Below are 18541 nucleotides of genomic sequence, written 5' to 3'. Positions count from 1 at the left end.
TATAACATTCAAATAATAACAGGGGTTGAGGCTTTAGGACTCAACCCCAGCCGGAGAATAACATGAAAAAACCAATGATATATTTACTGCTGTTGGCTACAAGCCCTGTATGGTCCAACTCAACTGCACCCGTTTTTAAAAATTTAAACGTCAACATAGTGTCCAGTCAAATACAGCCATACGTGAATCAACAATCAGCAAATCAATGGTTTGCTTACAGCGTTCCAGCGACAGAAAATACCGCTTCCATGTGTTGTTTCAATCAAGGTTATCAAGCCGTTTGTGATTTAAATAAAACCCAGCATGGTTTTGGTTCCAGCAGCCAAAGCCCGACCACGGAAAACATCCATGTGTTTGTGCACCTCAATCAAGGAAAGGTTACCCGCATCATGCCTGTTGGTGATTACTGTGAGGTCACCGCAAAAGGCTTAACCATCGATTGGTTGGATGGAGTTTCTGGTCAGCAAAGCATTCAATGGCTCAAAGACCAGGTGGTGGCTGAGCAAGATAAAAATGAAACAGGTGGATTGTATGCATTGAGCCTACACCAAGGAAAACAGGCAGCAATCACTTTGTTTGAATTGGCCGAAGCCAATGCCGGTGATACTTCAGAGCAAGCGGTTTTCTGGTTGGGTCAAAGGCAGCAAGACGGCTTCGCCTATTTAAAGTCATTGTATCAGGACATGCCAGTGGGTGAAATCAGACGAAAAGTGAACTTTGCTTTGAGTCAGAATCAACATGAAGACGCGGTAAAACTGTTGCAACAAATCGCCCAACATGACCAAGACCAAGAACAACAGCTTGACGCCATTTTTTGGCTCAGTCAAGCCGATGATGTGGCTGACTTGCCTGCTTTTTTACTTGATATGCTGAATACCTCTGACAGTGCAAACATCAAAGAAAAAACCATATTTTCATTGTCACAAATCAACAACGATGAAGCCAATCAATTGTTGGTCCAATTGGTTAAAGACCATAAAGAGGCTGAAGTGCGCGAAAAGGCTTTGTTTTGGTTGGCTCAAAACAACCCACAGCAAGCCAAAAAAGCGGCGTTGAATTTACTCAAAGCCGGCGGTACAGAAGCAGAGCAAGAAAATGCAGTGTTTGTGCTGTCACAATTACCTGCCAAGGAATCCGCTGCAGCCTTGTTTAATATTGTCAGAGGGAACTTTGGCATCAACATCAAAAAGAAAGCCATTTTTTGGTTGAGCCAATCTGATGATGCCGACACCTTAGAAAAATTGGCGCAGTTATTGTAAACAAATACCTTTCAATGCTTGAAAAACCAAGAGATCTGAGCATCATTCTTGGTTTTTTTATGCCTGATTGATTTTCTGTATAATGATAAGCCAACCACAGTGGATGCGTAGTCAACGAGCAAAGTAAATTGATTTGATCAAAAATATGGCGCGATTCAAGGCTTATTTACGCATACATTAGTAGCTTCCATTTTAAAGGATCAACACATGTATAAAATTTTCATCAGCTTCATTTTCATGTTTTTCATTCAATGCACTCAAGCGCAGGACAACACCCAAATATTTGTGGTCAATGCCGGCGACAACCAAGGGCTGATAGCAGCCATAGAAAGTGCCAATAACAATACGGCTGCTGCGAAAATTTTCATTCAACCCGGTCCTGCAGGAGAAACCTCGTTTACATTCACTGAAGCTTATATGGGAACCGACAATGCCTTGCCGGTGATTTCTAGCGTGGTTCAAATCGTTACAACGCCTGCGGCGCAAAACAGAATCACATTGAAGCGAGACATCAATGCCCCTCAGTTTAGATTGCTTGAGGTATCGGGCCACGGTCGATTAGGTATGAATGGTTTTATCAATGTTGAAAGCTTTTCGGTGAATGGCAATGGCGGGGCCATCTTGGCTGGCGATGAGACAACCGTGCAATGTAGGGGCACCAACTTTCGCAATAATTTTGCTTCTGGGGAAGGTGGCGCCATTTACATGGGTGGTGAATCAGAACTGATGTGTATAAATACTTTTGGTTACAGAAACGATTTTGGTGGTGAATTCAGAGAAAACAGAGCGGGTACTGTTGGTGGAGCCATCAGCATCCAAGGACAATCCAGGGCAGTGATTAAACATCAGGTTTTTGCTGATAATTCAGCCGGTGTTTTTGGTTGCGACCTGAATTTAAACTCCTCCATCAATGCCACATTTTCAACCTTGACGGTAGAAAACAACACATTTTCTGCTGACTGCAACAATGTGTTATTTGAAAACCCAAGGGGTCGAATGTCTTTCAGAAACAACAGTGTTGTTGGCAGGGGAGACATATTTGATTCAACCGACACCATCAATTTTTTTGGCAATCTGTTTGATGCGATTTCAACCAGTACTAACAACAAGACATCAGGTATTCTAAAAGCCTTGTGCAATGATTTTGGCACCGATGCGTTTCATTCATTGGGCTATAACATTTCAACTGAAAACAGTTGTGGCTTGGACCAAAGTACAGATTTACCTGATACCGATCCGATGGTTAACCTACCGGATGAACATGATGTGATTGCACTTAAAGCCGGTTCACCAGCGATTGATGCGGGTGCCTCGATGATGCAAGACAATCCTGATGGTGTTGATTATTTGCCTTGTGGTTATATCGACGCCAGGGGTTTGGGACGACCTCAAGATGCCAATGGTGATGGCGTGTTTGAATGCGACATGGGTTACTATGAAGTCCAAGGTGGCCCAGACATAACCGAAGCACAAAGTGGATTGTATTTTGATACCGACAGAAATGGTGAAGGGGTTCATGTTGAAATGTTGGGTGATGACAGTGCTCTGGTGGCGATGTTTACTTATCACCCAAATCAGACTGATTTGATGTGGTTTGTTGGCAGTGGCAGTCGAATGGGTAATTCCATCGTTATTGATGAAGTGTATCGGGCAAGTGGCGGTGCTTTTGGAGCGGCCTTTGATGCCAGTAACATTCAGAACGAATTCGTTGGCAGCATGTCATTGGTGTTCCCTGATTGTGAGGCCACTGATAAGCCAGGTCGCATGGTTTTTGAAAGTAACAAAGAAATGGAGGAACCACTGGAAAACTTATTGGTTGAAGCTTTCACACTTTCACGCTTGTTGACTTGTGCACAAACCCAGCCCTCAGAAAAAATCGGACGATCAGGTTCGTTTTTTGATCCACAACGATCAGGAGAGGGTATTTTCATTGATGTGATTGATGACAACACCGCGGTGGTGTTCTTCTATACCTATACCCCATCAGGCGAACAGTTTTGGTTGGTTGGTTCTGGTGCCAGCATCAATGGCAACACCATCACCGCCAACATGTTGTATCCGACAGCAACCACTGGTTTTGGCAGTCAATTCAACAGCAATGAAATCCAGTTTTCATCTTGGGGAGAGGTGACAATCACTCACAAACCTGGCTGCAATGAGATAGACATCAGTTACCATTCAACGGTTTCAGGCTATGGCAGTGGTGAATTAAACCATGTTCGATTGACCCAACCTGCAGGCATCACTTGTGATTTGTGATGAGTTGCATGTTGTAGATAATGCTTGAATACCAAGCGCAAGTTTGAAAATTCATCAAAGGCTGCGAAACTGATAGGCTGCTATAGAAGCCATCCAATTATATTTTCAGTTGATGAGCGAAGGCAAGGTCGTGTAATACAGCCGACTTGATGGATTAAATGTTATGAACCACCACTGCAGACCTACATCCATGTAGGCCAACAGCTTCAGCTGCAACCTACATTCCTGTAGGCTTATTGTTCCATAGTAAACAAAGTATGTTTTAGGTTGGCAAGCGAAGCTTGTCAGATAAAACTCATATTATACTGCGAAGCCATTGCGGTTTTCAGCGAAACTGATAGGCTGCTATAGAAGCCATCCAATTATATTTTCAGTTGATGAGCGAAGTCAGGTCATGTAATACAGCCGACTTGATGGATTAAATGTTATGAACCACCACTGCAGACCTACATCCATGTAGGCCAACAGCTTCAGCTGCAACCTACATTCCTGTAGGCTTATTGTTCCATAGTAAACAAAGTATGTTTTAGGTTGGCAAGCGAAGCTTGTCAGATAAAACTCATTTTATACTGCGAAGCAATTGCGGTTTTTTCCGAAGGAAAAAGAAGCGTTTGCAAAGCTAACAGCTTAATGGGCGTGGTTATGTTCCATTTCTTCTTTGTTGGCTTCTCTGACTTCTTCAATGCTGACTTTAAAGTGTAAGCGTTCACCAGCCAATTCATGGTTGCCGTCAACGGTAACCACATCATCCACCACTTCGGTGATTTTTACAGGGACTGGACCTTGTTCGGTTTCTGCTTGGAATGACATGCCCACTTCCAGGTTGTCAACACCTTGGAAGGCCGACTTTGGTACTTTTTGAATCATTTGTTCATGACGTACGCCATAAGCTTCTTCTGGCTCAATAGAGACATCAAAAGCATCTCCGACTTGCTTGCCTTCAATGGCTTTTTCCAGGCCGATGATGATGTTATGTGCACCTTGTAAAAACTTCAAGGGCTCGCGACCTTCAGATGAATCTAAAACCTCACCTTGGTCATTGGTTAATGTGTAGTGCATGGCTACCACACAATCTTTTTTGATTTGCATGTTGTATCCTGATTATTTTGAGCCCGGCATTCTATCACAAACTTCAGCCTGTATGGCTTATGAGCTTGTTTTTACTGATTGTCATTGCATCGCTGTTTCGTTAAACACCTGAGACAATCGTTTTAACAGCTCTTGGGCATGGTTTTTATTGAAGGAGATGGGCGGCTTGATTTTAATCACATTGTGGTCAGGTCCGTCGGTGCTGATTAAAACCCCTAAGTCACGCATGCGATCTGCCAGGTAGCTGGCTTTTTGCGGTAACGGGTTCAAGTCATCATCACACAATTCAAAACCCAAAAACAAGCCTTGTCCGCGCACATCCTTGATGATGGGGTGGACGGCCATCATTTGTTTCAATTGTTGTTTAAGAAAGTGGCCTGTGGTCAAGGCGTTGTCTTGTAACCGGTGTTGTTTGATGACGTTCAACACGGCATTGCCTATGGTGGCTGATACTGGGTTGCCGCCAAAGGTATTGAAATATTCCATGCCATTGGCAAACCGATCGGCCACCTCTCGGGTACAAACCACCACGGCCAATGGGTGACCATTGCCAATGGGTTTGCCTATGGTCAAGATGTCAGGAACCACATCATGTGGCTCGAAGGCCCAAAAGTGCGAACCAATGCGACCACAGCCCACTTGTACTTCATCAGCAATACAAACCCCACCGGCAGTCCTGACAGATTGATAAACCTGTTGTAAATAACCAGCAGGCAATTCAATTTGACCACCACAAGAAACGATACTTTCAGCGATGAACGCAGACAGTTGTTTGTTCTCAGCAGATAATTTCTCGATGATTTGATCGACATAAGCGCCATAGGCTGATGCGCAAGACTGACCTCGGTGACGGCCACGAAATGAATCGGGCAAAGGCACAATGTGAGTGTTGTTGGGTGCCCCTTGTCCACCCTTACCATCAAATTTATAGGAACTGATGTTGATGCAGGCATTGCTGTTGCCGTGGTAGCCTGATTCCAGTGCAATCACATCATCACCTCCATTAAAGGCTTTGGCCATGCGCAGGGCCAATTCATTGGCTTCTGAGCCAGAGTTAACCAGGTGCACCACCGATAATTGAGCAGGTAAGGTGGCAAGTAAGTTTTGTGTGAACTCAACAATGGCAGGATGTAAATATCGACTGTTGGTGTTGAGCACCGCCATTTGTGCTTGTCCAGCAGCCACCACCTGTGGTTGTTCATGTCCCACATGAGCCACGTTGTTACAGGTGTCCAAGTACTTTTGGCCCAAATGGTCAATCAAATAAACATCATCACCACGCAACATTTGGATGGGTTCTGAATAGGCCAGGCTCAAAGATTTACCCAAGTGATTGTGGCGGTATTCAATTAATTTATGGTTGTTTTGTATCTGAGTTGAAGCAGGTTCAAGGTAACTGAAAAGGTGTTTGGGGTTGGGACAAATGCCCTTCATAACCGACAGATGATTGGGGGTACAAGCACCTGGAAAGTCATTTATTTTGCCCAGTAAATCATGAACAATTTGAAAATGTAAATGCGGACTCCAGCCGCCATTTTCATGGGGTTCGCCCACCCAGGCCAACAATTGACCTGACTGGATGTCATCACCCACTGTGTGTAGCTCTAAGGTGGTTTGACTGAGGTGTCCATACAAAGTATAGAAAAGAGCGGGTTTGCCAGATGCCAATGTGTATTCATGGGCCAAGATGATGGTCGGGCCATAATCTCTTTTAAAGGCATTGTTGTGTAAGCCAACAACTTTTCCAGCCAAAGGTGCATGGATGGCGGTTTTAGCGGGTAACCACACATCGAGCCCAAGGTGCATGGTGCGATACTCTTTGCCGGTGTTGCCTTCGATGCTGAATGCATCAGAGGCGTAAAATGATCGTGCTTCACAATAACCGCCTGCCAGAAAGTGATCCGGAACTTTTTTTTGCAACTGATCAATTTTGAAGCTTTGGTGGTCATGGTCTTCATATTCAGCCGCCGCGCCCAGTAAAGTGCTGCCCACACTTAAATCAACCACATGCACATGGGGTTTGTTGTGGTGCTCAGGAAACATTTGGCTCAATGTCACCTTGGTTTGCAGCAGGTGTGACTCGAGTGTTTGTTGCTCGGGATGTGGGGAAAACCCACAGACTGCTCTGAATTGGTAGTAGGCAAATCGGGGATGGATGTTTTTCCAAAGATTCAACACATGCCAAGCGGCTTGTTCACTGATGGTTTTATAAGCATTGTCCGGGTTTTTTGTTTTGGCGATGGCGGCTTGGGTTACACTCACTACCAAGCGCATTCCCACCAACTGATACAGTTGGACCAATTCTTCATCCTGTAAAGGGTTGATTTGATGATAACCTTGGACGATTTGTGCTGCTGCCAATAAAGGGTCTGCTTTGTGCATGATGCCATAAGCCACAGCGATGGCCAATTCATTGATCAATTGTGTACAGATGGCATCACCAAAATCGATAAATCCATTGACATGAGGCCGGTCTTTTTCGTCCGTTTGTAACAAAACATTGTTGTCATTCAAGTCATTGTGAATCACCTGTTTTCTTAATGATTGGTAATTGTTTTCTTGTGCTTCGAATAAACCAATGAAATGTTTCAATGTGATGCATTGGTCGGCTGTAAAAAGGTCAGAATAATTTTTAACCCACAAGCACTGAGCCAAATCCCATTCAAATGGTCTTGTGGCATCGGGGTGTTCGAAGTGTTGTAAGCTGAGGTTCAAACGGGCTGTTTGGTGCCCCAAATGAGTCAGCAGTGGTTCAGCATGAGGGGAGTATTCAGACCACAGGCTGCCTTCAACCCATTTTAGCACCCGCATCACAGTCAGTTGATCGTTGTGTTGACTGACCACACTGAGCCAGTTGTCGTCTTTATTTAAAACCGGCAGCGGTAAGGAGAGGCTTGGGTCAGCACTGTCAGCAATGTGTTGTAGCAATGCGGTTTCAAATGCAAATTCACTTAAATCACTGACATGAGCGATTTTAACGGTATAAGCCTGGGTGTCACTTTGGCAGCGGTAATTGTGGTCAACATCACCCACCAACTCGCTTACCTGACCTTTGATGCCACAGTGGGTGTTTAACCAAATCTGGATTTGTTCAGTGCTGATTGGGTTTGTTGGTTGCATGTAATCTTCTGCCAAAATGAAGCGAATTTTTGTTATTGTAGTGGAAGTGTTTATATTTGCGAGGGCTTAAATGAAAAAGTTGATTTTAGTGGTGTTTTTAGTGGTTATTTTATCTGGAGGTATGGCGGTGGCAGCAAAACAAAATATTTCAATCGTGATCCATGGTGGTGCCGGAACCATTCAACGTGATCAATTATCGGCAGCTCAAGAAGAAAGTATTAAACAGGCTTTACAAGCGGCCCTGGATGCTGGTTATGCTGTATTGGAATCGGGTGGTGATTCTACCCAGGCCATCATTGCTGCCATTAAAGTGATGGAAGATTCACCCAATTTTAATGCGGGCAAAGGGGCGGTTTATACCAAACCTGGAAAGCATGAGCTGGATGCATCCATCATGCGAGGCAGTGATTTAGAAGCCGGTGCTGTGGCTGGTGTGTCTTTCACCAAAAACCCCATTTTAGCGGCTGAACAAGTGATGCTCAATTCACCCCATGTGATGTTGGCGGGCAGCGGTGCAGACACCTTTTCTGAACTCAAAGGATTGGCACAAGTGGACAATGATTATTTTGATACCGAAGCAAGGTTCAAAGCTTGGCAAGAAGTGGATGCCAAAACAAAAGCCAAAAAGGCAGAGATTGCCTCTGGGCAAGACGTATTAGATGCTGAATTTAAATTTGGCACAGTGGGTGCAGTCGCTGTGGATCAAGCAGGCAATTTGGCAGCCGGAACCTCAACCGGCGGTATGACTTACAAAGCATGGGGCCGCATTGGAGATTCTCCAGTGATTGGCGCCGGTACTTATGCAGACAACCGCAGCTGTGGTATATCCGCCACCGGTCATGGTGAGTTTTTTATTCGATATGCCGTGGCTCATGACATCTGCGCCAGGGTGCGTTATCAAAACAAATCCTTACAACAAGCCGCGGATGAAGTGATCATGGAAGAGTTAAAATCGGTGGGTGGTTCTGGTGGCATCATCGGCATGGATCCTGCGGGTAAGCCAGTGATGGTATTCAATACGCCAGGCATGTACCGCGGGTATAAAACCACTGAAAAATCAAAAGTGGCGATTTATGGCGATGAGTAATGGTTTGATTTGATGTTGCACCACTGTGGGTGAGTCAACATAAAATTGGACAAATAAAAAAGGCTGTGGGCTTATGCCACACAGCCTTTTTTGAGGTAAACCTGTTGGTGATTATTTCACTTTATAGACAACCGGTTGCCAATCTTCAGTTTGATTGCTTGAAGCGTCGTATCCAATGTAATAAGACTTGTCGGCTTCCACTGTAATTTTCATGGTGTTTTTCCAGTCTTTGATGCCACGCCTTTCTTTTGGACTCATGATTTGTTTGGTGTAGTCTTTGTTTACAAAAGAGGCCAAACGCAATTCATATTCACCCGGTGCTAACCACACGGCATCAGAGCGAACATTGATGTTCTCGCCATTAACCATCAATAATTTAACCGGAAATATCTGCTTGGCTGCATTTGAGTGACTCAAGATGATTTTTGCTGATGGCTCGCTGGGAGAAGCAAAGTTAAAAGCAAATGCAGCTCCAGAAAGTAACAAAGCAGTGAGTAATGTTAATTTTTTCATTTTAATGCTCCTATCGGTGGTGAGGAAAAGTTCTACAATGTAAAACAATATTACACCTACGAAACTGAATGTAGAATGAATTTTTGCAGTGATTTCATCTGATATGGACAAACTGTTAACTGCATTGCCATTGGATTCAGTAACTCGTGCTGAATCAGTATTTATTGGGATCAAAGTTCATTACAGGCGGTGAATGGTTATGGGAGCTGTGTGGGAAGATGGCCATTTACTTAAACCAAGGAATTGGATTGGTAGGGTCTGCGGCTTTTCTGATTTCAAAATACACGCCGCTTGGGTCGATGTTGCCTGAGTTGCCGGCAGTCGCAATCACTTGATCGGCTTGAACCCAATCACCTACCTCTGCCAACAAGGTTTCATTGTGGCCATAAAGAGTCATGTAGTCATCGCCATGATCAATCACAATCAACAAGCCATAGCCACGCAACCAATCGGCAAAAGCCACCCGGCCATAGGCCGTCGCCACAACGTTTTGACCCGCTTCATTGCCAATCACTATGCCGTCCCAGCGACTGTAGCCAGCACGCAGGGAACGGTATGAACGGATCACCGTACCATCCAACGGTTTGGTAAGGCTGCCTTTGAGTTTGGCAAAGGAAACATCTTCACCTAAATTCTCCGGCAAGTCATTCAAGTACTGGGTGATTTGTAACAGCAGTTGATTAAGTCGTTCGCTGTCTTTGGTGAGTGTTTCATTTTCGGTTTGGTATGTTTTTATGGTGTTTCTTAAGGCGTTTAATACCACTGCTCGCTGGCGTTTTTGTTCCAACATCACATCCTTCTCTTGTTCCAGTTGTTGCTGTTGTTGCACCAATTCGTCTTTTTGAATGCTGATTTGACCTTGATACAACACCAGTTGTTTGATTTGTAAAGCGATGCTTTTTATCAAATCATAGAGTTTAAATTGCAGGTATTTGATTTGATGTTGGGTGATTTCTGCATTTTTGGTGCTTGGGTTTAACAGCATCATTTTTAGGATGCGATCATGGTTAATGAAAATATGCAGGCGCAGTAAATCGGCCATTTGTGATTTTTGTACACTGATGCTTTCATTTTTATTTTTGATTTCCTGACCCAAGACTTCAATTTGTTGTTCAGCCGTGGAAATTTTGTCATTGATGGACCGGATTAACTGGCCTTGTTGATTGATTTTTTGGTCCTGATTTTCTAATTCCTTGATCAGTTTGGCTTCTTCACCTTCGGCTTGGTTTAAGGCATTTTTCAAATCGGTTAAACGCAAACGAATGTGATTCAACTTTTCATTGATTGCGACTTCGTCCACATCATTTTGTGCCGATACCCACTGGCAATGTGGCAGCAACAGCAAAACTAAAATCAAAAAACGCAGGCAGATCAGAAAATTTCTCGGTGTGTATAAGAAGTGGTCATATTAGCAAACTCAATGCTGAGAAAAAACTGTTTTACCTTTGATTATTTTTCTTAATGACACATATCCTTGGTTTTTCGAGCTTTTGACTTGATTTTTCGTGCTGATACCTTATATTGTCTTTTTTTAATTTTAGGTAGACAGGCGATGTCACAATTGATGGAGTTTGCAGGCAACCACCCATTTATGGTTGTTTTGTTTTTGGTGGTGTTGTTTTTATTCTTGAATTCTTTGTACAAAGAAAAAAGCAAAGCCTACCAAAATGTAAACGTGGATCAGTTGACTCGTTTGGTTAATCACAAAAATGCCCAAGTGATTGATGTCAGGCCTAAAGAAGCTTTTGATCAAGGTCATATCGTCAATGCCATCAACATGCCTTTGGACGACATCACCGCGGGTAAAGCCAAGATCGACAAGTTGAAGAAAAAACCAGTGATCGTTTATTGCCAAGTGGGCAAAAGTTCATTGAAAGCCAGCCAGCATTTATCTGATGCCGGTTTTGAACAAGTGTTTAATTTACAAGGTGGTATCAATTCATGGTTGAATGATAAGCTGCCCCTCAGTAAGGCTTAATACAGCAAAGCAAAAATCAAGACAGGGTAGATTGGGCTCACAAGCACACAATCAAATCATCAAACAACTTACAAAAGGATCATTGATCCATTTATTATTTTAGGAAGCTATCATGACAGAAGAAAATAAAGCAGCAGCGAACGCTGAAACTCAAGGACCAACCATGTCTTTACAAAAAATCTACAACAAGGACATTTCATTTGAAACACCCAATGCACCACATATATTCAATGAAAAAGGTCAACCTGAAATCAAATTAAACATGAATCAAAAGGTCAATAAATTGGATGACAATACTTTTGAAGTGGCTTTGACAGCGACTGTGACATGTACTGTGAATGAAAAAACAGCTTACTTGGCTGAAGTGTGTACAGCCGGTGTTTTCAACATGCACAATTTCCCAGAACAAGCTTTACACCAAACTTTGGGTGTTTACTGTCCTAACACATTGTTCCCATACGTTCGTCAGCAAGTCAGTGATTTAGTGATGACCGGTGGATTCCAACCATTGATGTTACAACCTGTTAATTTCGAGCAAATGTACGCACAACAAATGCAACAAGCTCAAGAACAAGCAGCCACCAGCACCAAGCAATAATGAAATTTGCTGTACTTGGTGCAGGTTCCTGGGGAACGGCTTTGGCGATGCAACTGTCGCGCAATGAGCCAACCGTTCTCTGGGGGCGAAACAAAGCAGGCATGGACGCCATGCAAGAAAGTCGTTCAAATGAACAATACCTTCCGGGAATCAAATTTCCAGAAAAGTTAATCATTGAAGCTGATTTACAACAAGCCATTGAACAAAGTGATGCCGTTTTGGTGGTGTGTCCATCGCATGCTTTTGGCGATATTTTGCAACAGGTTAAACCTTTATTGGGTGAACGGCCATTGGCGTGGGCCAGCAAAGGATTCGAACCCGGTACAGGACGTTTTCTGCATGAAGTGGCCGATGAAATTTTGGGTGATTCAGTGCCGATGGCGCTGGTGACTGGTCCTTCATTCGCCAAAGATGTGGCCATGAACAAACCCACACTGGTGGCTGTGGCATCGGTCGCTAAGTATCAAGATTTCGCCAAACAAGTCAGTTTGGCCTTGCGCAGTGATAATTTCAAAGCCTATATTTCAGAAGATTTGATGGGTGCTGAATTGGGTGGCGCTGTGAAAAATGTATTGGCTTTGGCCACAGGAATTGCCGATGGCATGGATTTGGGTGACAACACCCGTGCCGCACTGATGACTCGAGGTATGGCCGAAATGATGCGCCTGGGTGAGGCTTTGGGTTGTAAACCAGAAACCTTAATGGGCTTGTCTGGCTTGGGCGATTTGGTTTTGACCTCTACAGGTGACTTGTCAAGAAATCGTCGCATGGGTTTGGCCCTGGGTCGTGGTCAGACCATCGAAGAGGCCAAGAAAACCATTGGTCAAGTGGTAGAAGGCATCGGCACCACCGACGAGGTGATGCGCCTGGCACAAAAATACCATGTTGAAATGCCAATCACCGAACATGTCTGGAAAGTGGTACACGATGAAATGACCACAGTGGAGGCCTTGTCGGCTTTGATGGGCAGAGAGCTCAAGCCAGAGTTCGATTAAGTGGATTGTTCCGAGGCCACTTCTTTAAGCTTCGCTTAAAACCGTAACCTCTACACAGAATTTGATGAGTCGACTGCTGATTCGCGAAGCTCACCAACGGTCGCCATGATTTGGATTGTTCCGAGGCCACTTCTTTAAGCTTTGCTTAAAACCGTAACCTCTGCACAGAATCTGATGAGTCGACTGCTGATTCGCGTTGCTCACCAACGGTCGCCATGATTTGGATTGTTCCGAGGCCACTTGACCTACAAGAATGTAGGTCTGCAGCGATAGCAGGACAGAAGTTGATCCAGTCAACTTTCTGCATTTCCCACTTCCTTGTGGGTCGACGCGGTAGCTGTCTTTAAGCTTCGCTTAAAATCGTAACCTTTATACTGGCTGCCCACATCAGGTTAACTATAAAGAATAATCATTCCATTGGGAGATCCTTCGGTTTCGCTTCGCTGCACTCAGGATGACAGTAGGTAGTTTGGATTGTCAGGGGTGAATCCTTCAATTTCGCTTCGCTGCACTCAGGATGACAGTAGGTAGTTTGGGTTGTCAGGGGTGAATCCTTCGATTTCGCTTCGCTGCACTCAGGATGACAGTAGGTAATTTGGGTTGTCAGGGGTGAATCCTTCGATTTCGCTTCGCTGCACTCAGGATGACAGTAGGTAATTTGGGTTGTCAGGGGTGAATCCTTCGGTTTCGCTTCGCTGCACATAGGATGACAGTAGCTAGTTTGGGTTGTCAGGGATGAACCTTTCGATTTCGCTTCGCTGCACTCAGGATGACAGCAGGTAGTTTGGGTTGTCAGTGATGAGCTAAGTCAACTGAATTATTCATTCAATCATAAGGCGACTTGTTTTTGATCGCATTGGCCTTTTTGGTTTCTTCGAAGTTTTTGGGGTTGTTGGCCAGGATGCGTTGTGATTGGGCGATGTCTTTGAGTGATTGATTCATCTGTTCTGTTTGGCGCATTAATTTGTAGAAAAACACAGCCATCAGGATAAACAGAGCCAAGACCACAAACAACAGGCCGATTATTTTTTCTTCAATCATGATTTTCTTAAGCTCTTTTGTGGCTAAGCCATGATTATAATTGATTTTCTTGCAAGGCTCAGCCAGAATGTCGCGCTATGATTCAATTGACCAATTTATCGCTGCGCCGCGGGCACAAAATACTGTTTGAAGAAGCGAGTTTGAGCATTCATCCTGGACAGAAAGTCGGTTTGACGGGTGCCAATGGTACTGGCAAATCAAGCTTGTTCGCATTATTGATGAATCAACTGCATGCTGACCAAGGTGATTGTAGTGTGCCAAAACATTGGCAAATCGCTCATGTCAAACAAGAAACACCCGCCTTGGAACAATCGGCACTGGATTATGTGCTAGATGGTGATGTGGTGTTTCGTCAAGTTGAACAAAAAATGGCTACAGCCACAGAAGCTGAACAACATGAAAAGTTAGGCGAGCTGTATGCAGAAATGGAAAGCATTGGCGGTTATGCCGCTCACGCCAAAGCAGGGCGCTTGTTACACGGTTTGGGCTTTGCTGTAGGTGAAGAGCTCAAGTCGGTTAAATCGTTCTCTGGTGGTTGGCGTATGCGATTGAATCTGGCGCAAGCTTTGATGTGCCCATCAGATTTATTGTTGTTGGATGAGCCGACCAATCACTTGGATTTAGAAGCGGTGGTTTGGTTACAAGATTGGTTGAAACGATATGAAGGGACGTTGGTGTTGATTTCCCATGATCGAGATTTCTTGGATGGCGTGGTGAAACACATTTTGCACATTGAGCATGAAAAACTGACTTTGTATACCGGTAACTATTCGGCTTTTGAGAAAACCCGCATGGAGCGACTGGCATTACAACAAGCGATGTTTGAAAAACAACAAAAGCACATCGCTCACATGCAGTCTTATGTGGATCGTTTCCGTTACAAAGCCAGTAAAGCCAAACAGGCACAGAGTCGCTTGAAAGCATTGGAAAGGATGGACACCATCGCTGCTGCACAAGTTGAAAACCCATTTCATTTTGAATTTTATCCTTGTCAAAATTTACGCCATCAAATTGTCGAATTGGAACATGCTGATATTGCTTATGGTGAACATAAAATATTCAAAGATTTGAATTTCTCTGTCACGGCGGGTGCGCGGATTGGCTTGTTGGGACGCAATGGAGCCGGTAAATCGACTTTGATTAAGGCCATGTCAGGTGAAAAAGAATTACAAAAAGGGGTGCTGAAAACGGCCAAAGACCTGCACATCGGTTATTTTGCCCAGCACCAATTAGAACAACTGGACCTGAACAGCAGTTGTATCGAACATGTGATTCAGCTGGATAAAGATGCCACCGAACAAAGCATTAAAAATTTCCTCGGTGGTTTTGGTTTTCAAGGTGAAAAGGCCGATTCACCGATTGCGCCATTCTCCGGTGGCGAAAAAGCCCGTTTGGCTTTGGCTTTGATTGTTTACCAGAAACCTGATTTGTTGTTACTGGATGAACCGACCAATCACTTGGATTTAAACATGCGGGATGCCATCAGTTTTGCTTTGCAGAGTTATGAAGGTGCGGTGATTTTGGTCTCACATGACAAGCACATGTTGAATTCGGTGATTGATGAAATGGTTTATATCGATCGAGGACAAATCCATCCTTTTGATGGAGACTTGGATGAGTATCAGGGTTTTATCAAAGCCCAAATCAAACAGGCCGAAGCCGAAGAAAACCAAGAAAACAACATCGTTCCCATCAACAAAAAACAAGACCACAAAGCCAATAAAGCGGCCAAGAACAGGTTGCAAAAACTAGAAAAGCTGATCGATCAGCACACTCAAAAACTGGTCGATGTCACAGCTCAACTTGGTTCTGATGAAATGTACCTGCCTGAAAATGCCCTTGACTTACAACAATGCATGAATCGATCGCAAAAACTCAAAAGCGAATTAGATGACTATGAAGCCGAGTGGTTGGAACTCAGTGAACAATTAGAAGATTGAATCAAAGTCGTTATTCAACGGCCATGTGTTTTTGTGACCACCTATTCAAATAGACAACAACTGTTGTTTCAAGGCTTTTAAATCACTGATGATGGCTTGTTGTTCATCTTGCAGCGGTTGATTGATGTTTTGTTCAATGGATGCTGGAATTTGTTTGATTTTTTGGTTCAGTGAGGCGCTGATTTTGAGTTGACTTGTCGGGGTGACTTGATTTTTTGGACCATGTTCCTGTATCAATGATCCCAACAAAACAGACAAACAAAGCACCGCAGCCAAACTTAAATATTTGATTCGCTTGCTGTTTGCGGGGTTTTTCTTGGCATCAATGCCATCCAGAATTTTCTGATTCAAATCAAGCGTTGCCAATCGATCTTGGGCCAGCATTCTGATGTGTTGTCCGTCATTCCGTAATTGTGTTTCTAATTGCTTTTTCATGTCATTCTTTGGCTAACATCAGCTCAAGTGCTGAGTTGTTACTGAGTTTCATTTTACTGCGATGTAAATTGGTTTTCACCCATGATTCCGATTGATTCATGATGTGGGCAATTTCTTTGATGCTGGCTTGTTCCATATAGAAAAACCACAAAACATCATAACAGTTGGGTGATAAATCCTGTTTGATGATGTTCCAGATGTTGTTGCGGTCTAGCACATAGGGATCTATTTCGCTGACGCACTCATGACCTGAGATGGCATCAATGGCTACATGGTATATCGTTTTTAGATTGCTTAAGATGCGTCTGGCAATGGTGAATAACCAAGTACTGAATTGCCATTGGGCGTCGTAAGTTTTCAGGTATTTATAGGCACTGAAAAAAGTTTCTTGTAGCACATCATCGGCATCATAACTGTTTTGACAACGAGCCAGCAAATAACTGTATAGTCGTGCTTGGTAGCAAGCCACCAATTGGGTAAAACAATCGGTGGCTCCTTGTTGAGCTTTACTGATGAGTTGTTGTTCGTTCATGCGATGGGCGCATCAATCCAGATTGATTTCAGGTATTAAACTGAGTGCGAATTGACTTGAAACTAACAGCGCATTGCCCTGGTTACTGATGGATAAGTTAGACATCAATGCAGACATTAACGGCTTGTCTTGGTCTAAATTCGACAAGGCATTCATTGCAATCAGTCCATTGAGAACCTGTTCAAGTTGCTTGGCGGTGGCTTCATCGGCGGTACTCAGCGCCGCATCGATGGCTAAGTGCTCGCTTGATTCGAATACGCTGGCAGAAAATTGAGTTATTTTTTGGAACATCGCTGAATTGAATGATTGCCTGTTGCTGCTTAAATCAGCACCCATGTGTGCCATGGCAGATTCAATGTTAACCAACACCGATACCAGCCCAGAATTTTTCAACTCGTGACTGTTGTACTTCTGATCGATCCAGTTTTTAATTTCTTCTTGCTCTAAACTAACCACAATCAAGTCACTGTTTATTTTGGCGCTGTAGAAAGCTTTGGATTCATCGTCATCCGCGACTTTATACTGTTCAATGAGGCTGCCTTGGTATTTATGGGTGTCAAACAGGGCCACAGTGATGTCTTCTTCGGCTGGAACCAAGTACATCAGGTTGTTGATATAGTTGTTGAGTTCGAATGTGGCAAAGTCACCATTGATAACCAGAGAGAGGTCATCTTCAACCTCACTGTGGCCATAAAGACTGATTTGTTGAACTTCAGGTGGCAAATGTTTGTTGATTGAAAATTGAATGCGGGCACTTTTTGCTTGTGGTAATAAGGGAATGATTTTACTGCGGACTTGGCTTACATCTACGCTGACGTACCAATTGGCTTTGTCATAAGAAACGGCTTGGCTGGTAAAGGACAAGGTGATTAAAAAGGTGATTGTGAGTAATGTGTGCTTCATAATTGGCTCCTGTAACTATTAGATATGAAAACTTATAGGCTTGGTAACTGCCAAAGGTTACAAATTATGAAAATTAATGTTCAGTTTATGTCATTAACCCATGCCAAATATTAAGTAGATGACTTCCACCGTTTTATGCGTGCGATGCAACAACAAAAAAGAACACAGGTACAAGATGGATGACAACAAGACCAAAAAGCTCAAGTACCTGGAATTGACATTGAGCAAGTGGCGTATCCCATAGACAGCAACGGCCGTGGCATGAACCCAAATAATGCCAAGAAAATACATGTGCCAATCAAGCAACGATTCGTCATGAGCCAGTTGCAAAAACAAATGGGTGTTGTGTTCAACTGAGAATCCAACATGAATTTCGAACACCATATTCCATAGCCATAATGGGATCCAATAAACCAATATAAACCAGCCAATCAATAAACCAACCTGATGCCGGTTTTTTAAGCCCAACCAAGCAAGCAATGCCACGATGAGAGACGATATGGCACCATGAACCAACAGCACCGCAAAAATTTCTCCTGGTTTCTCGTTGTCCTGAACAAACTCAAAAGTTGAAAATATCAAGGACAATACCGTGATGATGATGACCATCAAGGCAATCGATTTCTTCACATTTTGCATGGAAAATTCAATGGCATTGTGGTGTTGCTGGGTGCGGTTGACCAGCCATTTGGGGTAGGCGTAAAAGGTCAGCATCGCAAGCCATGCCATATACAGCTCTTTGAGTTCTCTGAAAAAATAGTTCATGGCTGAATTTTAACCAAAAAGAGTGGT

At 43.7% G+C, this 18541-nt stretch carries 16 protein-coding genes; 7 read left to right on the top strand and 9 right to left on the bottom strand.

Features of this window, described 5'->3' with window-relative positions; translation table 11 throughout:
• Window positions 1-62 precede the first annotated feature (62 nt).
• Together CCS90_RS00320 and CCS90_RS00315 are read left to right on the top strand one after the other, a co-directional pair.
• Window positions 63-1259, top strand: coding sequence for a HEAT repeat domain-containing protein (locus CCS90_RS00320; protein ID WP_099017521.1), 1197 nt, complete (start codon window positions 63-65; stop codon window positions 1257-1259).
• A gap of 207 nt (window positions 1260-1466) precedes the next feature.
• Window positions 1467-3518 (top strand): choice-of-anchor Q domain-containing protein, encoded by a 2052-nt coding sequence (locus tag CCS90_RS00315; protein WP_099017520.1) that lies wholly within the window; start codon window positions 1467-1469, stop codon window positions 3516-3518.
• A gap of 627 nt (window positions 3519-4145) precedes the next feature.
• On the opposite strand, the gene CCS90_RS00310 is transcribed toward CCS90_RS00315, so the two are convergent.
• The gene (locus CCS90_RS00310) at window positions 4146-4607 is read right to left on the bottom strand and encodes an FKBP-type peptidyl-prolyl cis-trans isomerase (protein ID WP_099017519.1); all 462 of its coding nucleotides are present in this window, start codon (window positions 4605-4607) and stop codon (window positions 4146-4148) included.
• Between the two features lie 81 nt (window positions 4608-4688).
• Window positions 4689-7727 (bottom strand): aminotransferase class III-fold pyridoxal phosphate-dependent enzyme, encoded by a 3039-nt coding sequence (locus tag CCS90_RS00305; RefSeq protein WP_099017518.1) that lies wholly within the window; start codon window positions 7725-7727, stop codon window positions 4689-4691.
• A gap of 70 nt (window positions 7728-7797) precedes the next feature.
• On the opposite strand from CCS90_RS00305, the gene CCS90_RS00300 reads away from it, so the two are divergent.
• Entirely contained in the window at window positions 7798-8814 is a 1017-nt protein-coding gene (locus CCS90_RS00300; protein ID WP_099017517.1) for an isoaspartyl peptidase/L-asparaginase family protein, read from the top strand.
• Between the two features lie 111 nt (window positions 8815-8925).
• On the opposite strand, the gene CCS90_RS00295 is transcribed toward CCS90_RS00300, so the two are convergent.
• Window positions 8926-9327 carry a hypothetical protein gene (locus tag CCS90_RS00295; protein ID WP_133566439.1) on the bottom strand — a complete coding sequence of 134 codons (402 nt, stop codon included), beginning with the start codon at window positions 9325-9327 and terminating at the stop codon, window positions 8926-8928.
• 226 nt (window positions 9328-9553) lie between these two features.
• Window positions 9554-10684, bottom strand: a complete 1131-nt coding sequence (locus CCS90_RS00290; RefSeq protein ID WP_099017515.1) for a murein hydrolase activator EnvC family protein — start codon at window positions 10682-10684, stop codon at window positions 9554-9556.
• Between the two features lie 195 nt (window positions 10685-10879).
• On the opposite strand from CCS90_RS00290, the gene CCS90_RS00285 reads away from it, so the two are divergent.
• The 3 genes from CCS90_RS00285 (at window position 10880) to CCS90_RS00275 (ending at window position 12898) form a co-directional block, all read left to right on the top strand.
• Window positions 10880-11305: a rhodanese-like domain-containing protein gene (locus CCS90_RS00285; protein WP_099017514.1), complete on the top strand. Its 426-nt coding sequence runs from the start codon at window positions 10880-10882 to the stop codon at window positions 11303-11305.
• A 112-nt stretch (window positions 11306-11417) separates the two neighbouring features.
• Entirely contained in the window at window positions 11418-11903 is a 486-nt protein-coding gene (gene secB / locus CCS90_RS00280) for a protein-export chaperone SecB (RefSeq protein WP_099017513.1), read from the top strand.
• Window positions 11903-12898 (top strand): NAD(P)H-dependent glycerol-3-phosphate dehydrogenase, encoded by a 996-nt coding sequence (locus tag CCS90_RS00275; RefSeq protein WP_099017512.1) that lies wholly within the window; start codon window positions 11903-11905, stop codon window positions 12896-12898. Before secB ends, CCS90_RS00275 begins: the two co-directional genes overlap by 1 nt.
• A gap of 825 nt (window positions 12899-13723) precedes the next feature.
• Here the strand turns inward: CCS90_RS00275 and CCS90_RS00270 are convergent.
• Window positions 13724-13939 carry a hypothetical protein gene (locus tag CCS90_RS00270; protein WP_099017511.1) on the bottom strand — a complete coding sequence of 72 codons (216 nt, stop codon included), beginning with the start codon at window positions 13937-13939 and terminating at the stop codon, window positions 13724-13726.
• Between the two features lie 77 nt (window positions 13940-14016).
• Between CCS90_RS00270 and CCS90_RS00265 the strand changes: the two genes are divergently transcribed.
• The gene (locus tag CCS90_RS00265) at window positions 14017-15879 is read left to right on the top strand and encodes an ABC-F family ATP-binding cassette domain-containing protein (RefSeq protein ID WP_099017510.1); all 1863 of its coding nucleotides are present in this window, start codon (window positions 14017-14019) and stop codon (window positions 15877-15879) included.
• 45 nt (window positions 15880-15924) lie between these two features.
• Here CCS90_RS00265 and CCS90_RS00260 read toward each other — a convergent pair whose 3' ends face one another.
• The 4 genes from CCS90_RS00260 to CCS90_RS00245 all read right to left on the bottom strand — a co-directional run bounded on the left by CCS90_RS00260 (window position 15925) and on the right by CCS90_RS00245 (window position 18514).
• Window positions 15925-16314: a hypothetical protein gene (locus tag CCS90_RS00260; RefSeq protein WP_099017509.1), complete on the bottom strand. Its 390-nt coding sequence runs from the start codon at window positions 16312-16314 to the stop codon at window positions 15925-15927.
• A gap of 1 nt (window position 16315) precedes the next feature.
• Window positions 16316-16846: an RNA polymerase sigma factor gene (locus tag CCS90_RS00255; protein ID WP_099017508.1), complete on the bottom strand. Its 531-nt coding sequence runs from the start codon at window positions 16844-16846 to the stop codon at window positions 16316-16318.
• Window positions 16847-16858: 12 nt separating this feature from the next.
• Window positions 16859-17749 (bottom strand): hypothetical protein, encoded by an 891-nt coding sequence (locus CCS90_RS00250; protein WP_099017507.1) that lies wholly within the window; start codon window positions 17747-17749, stop codon window positions 16859-16861.
• Between the two features lie 93 nt (window positions 17750-17842).
• Window positions 17843-18514: a hypothetical protein gene (locus CCS90_RS00245; protein ID WP_099017506.1), complete on the bottom strand. Its 672-nt coding sequence runs from the start codon at window positions 18512-18514 to the stop codon at window positions 17843-17845.
• Between the last annotated feature and the right edge of the window lie 27 nt (window positions 18515-18541).

It is taken from the genome of Marinicella litoralis, assembly GCF_002591915.1.
In the GTDB taxonomy this organism is placed as follows: domain Bacteria; phylum Pseudomonadota; class Gammaproteobacteria; order Xanthomonadales; family Marinicellaceae; genus Marinicella; species Marinicella litoralis.
Note: the sequence above shows the minus strand (reverse complement) of the source record. Positions and strands in the feature narration are given on the sequence as shown.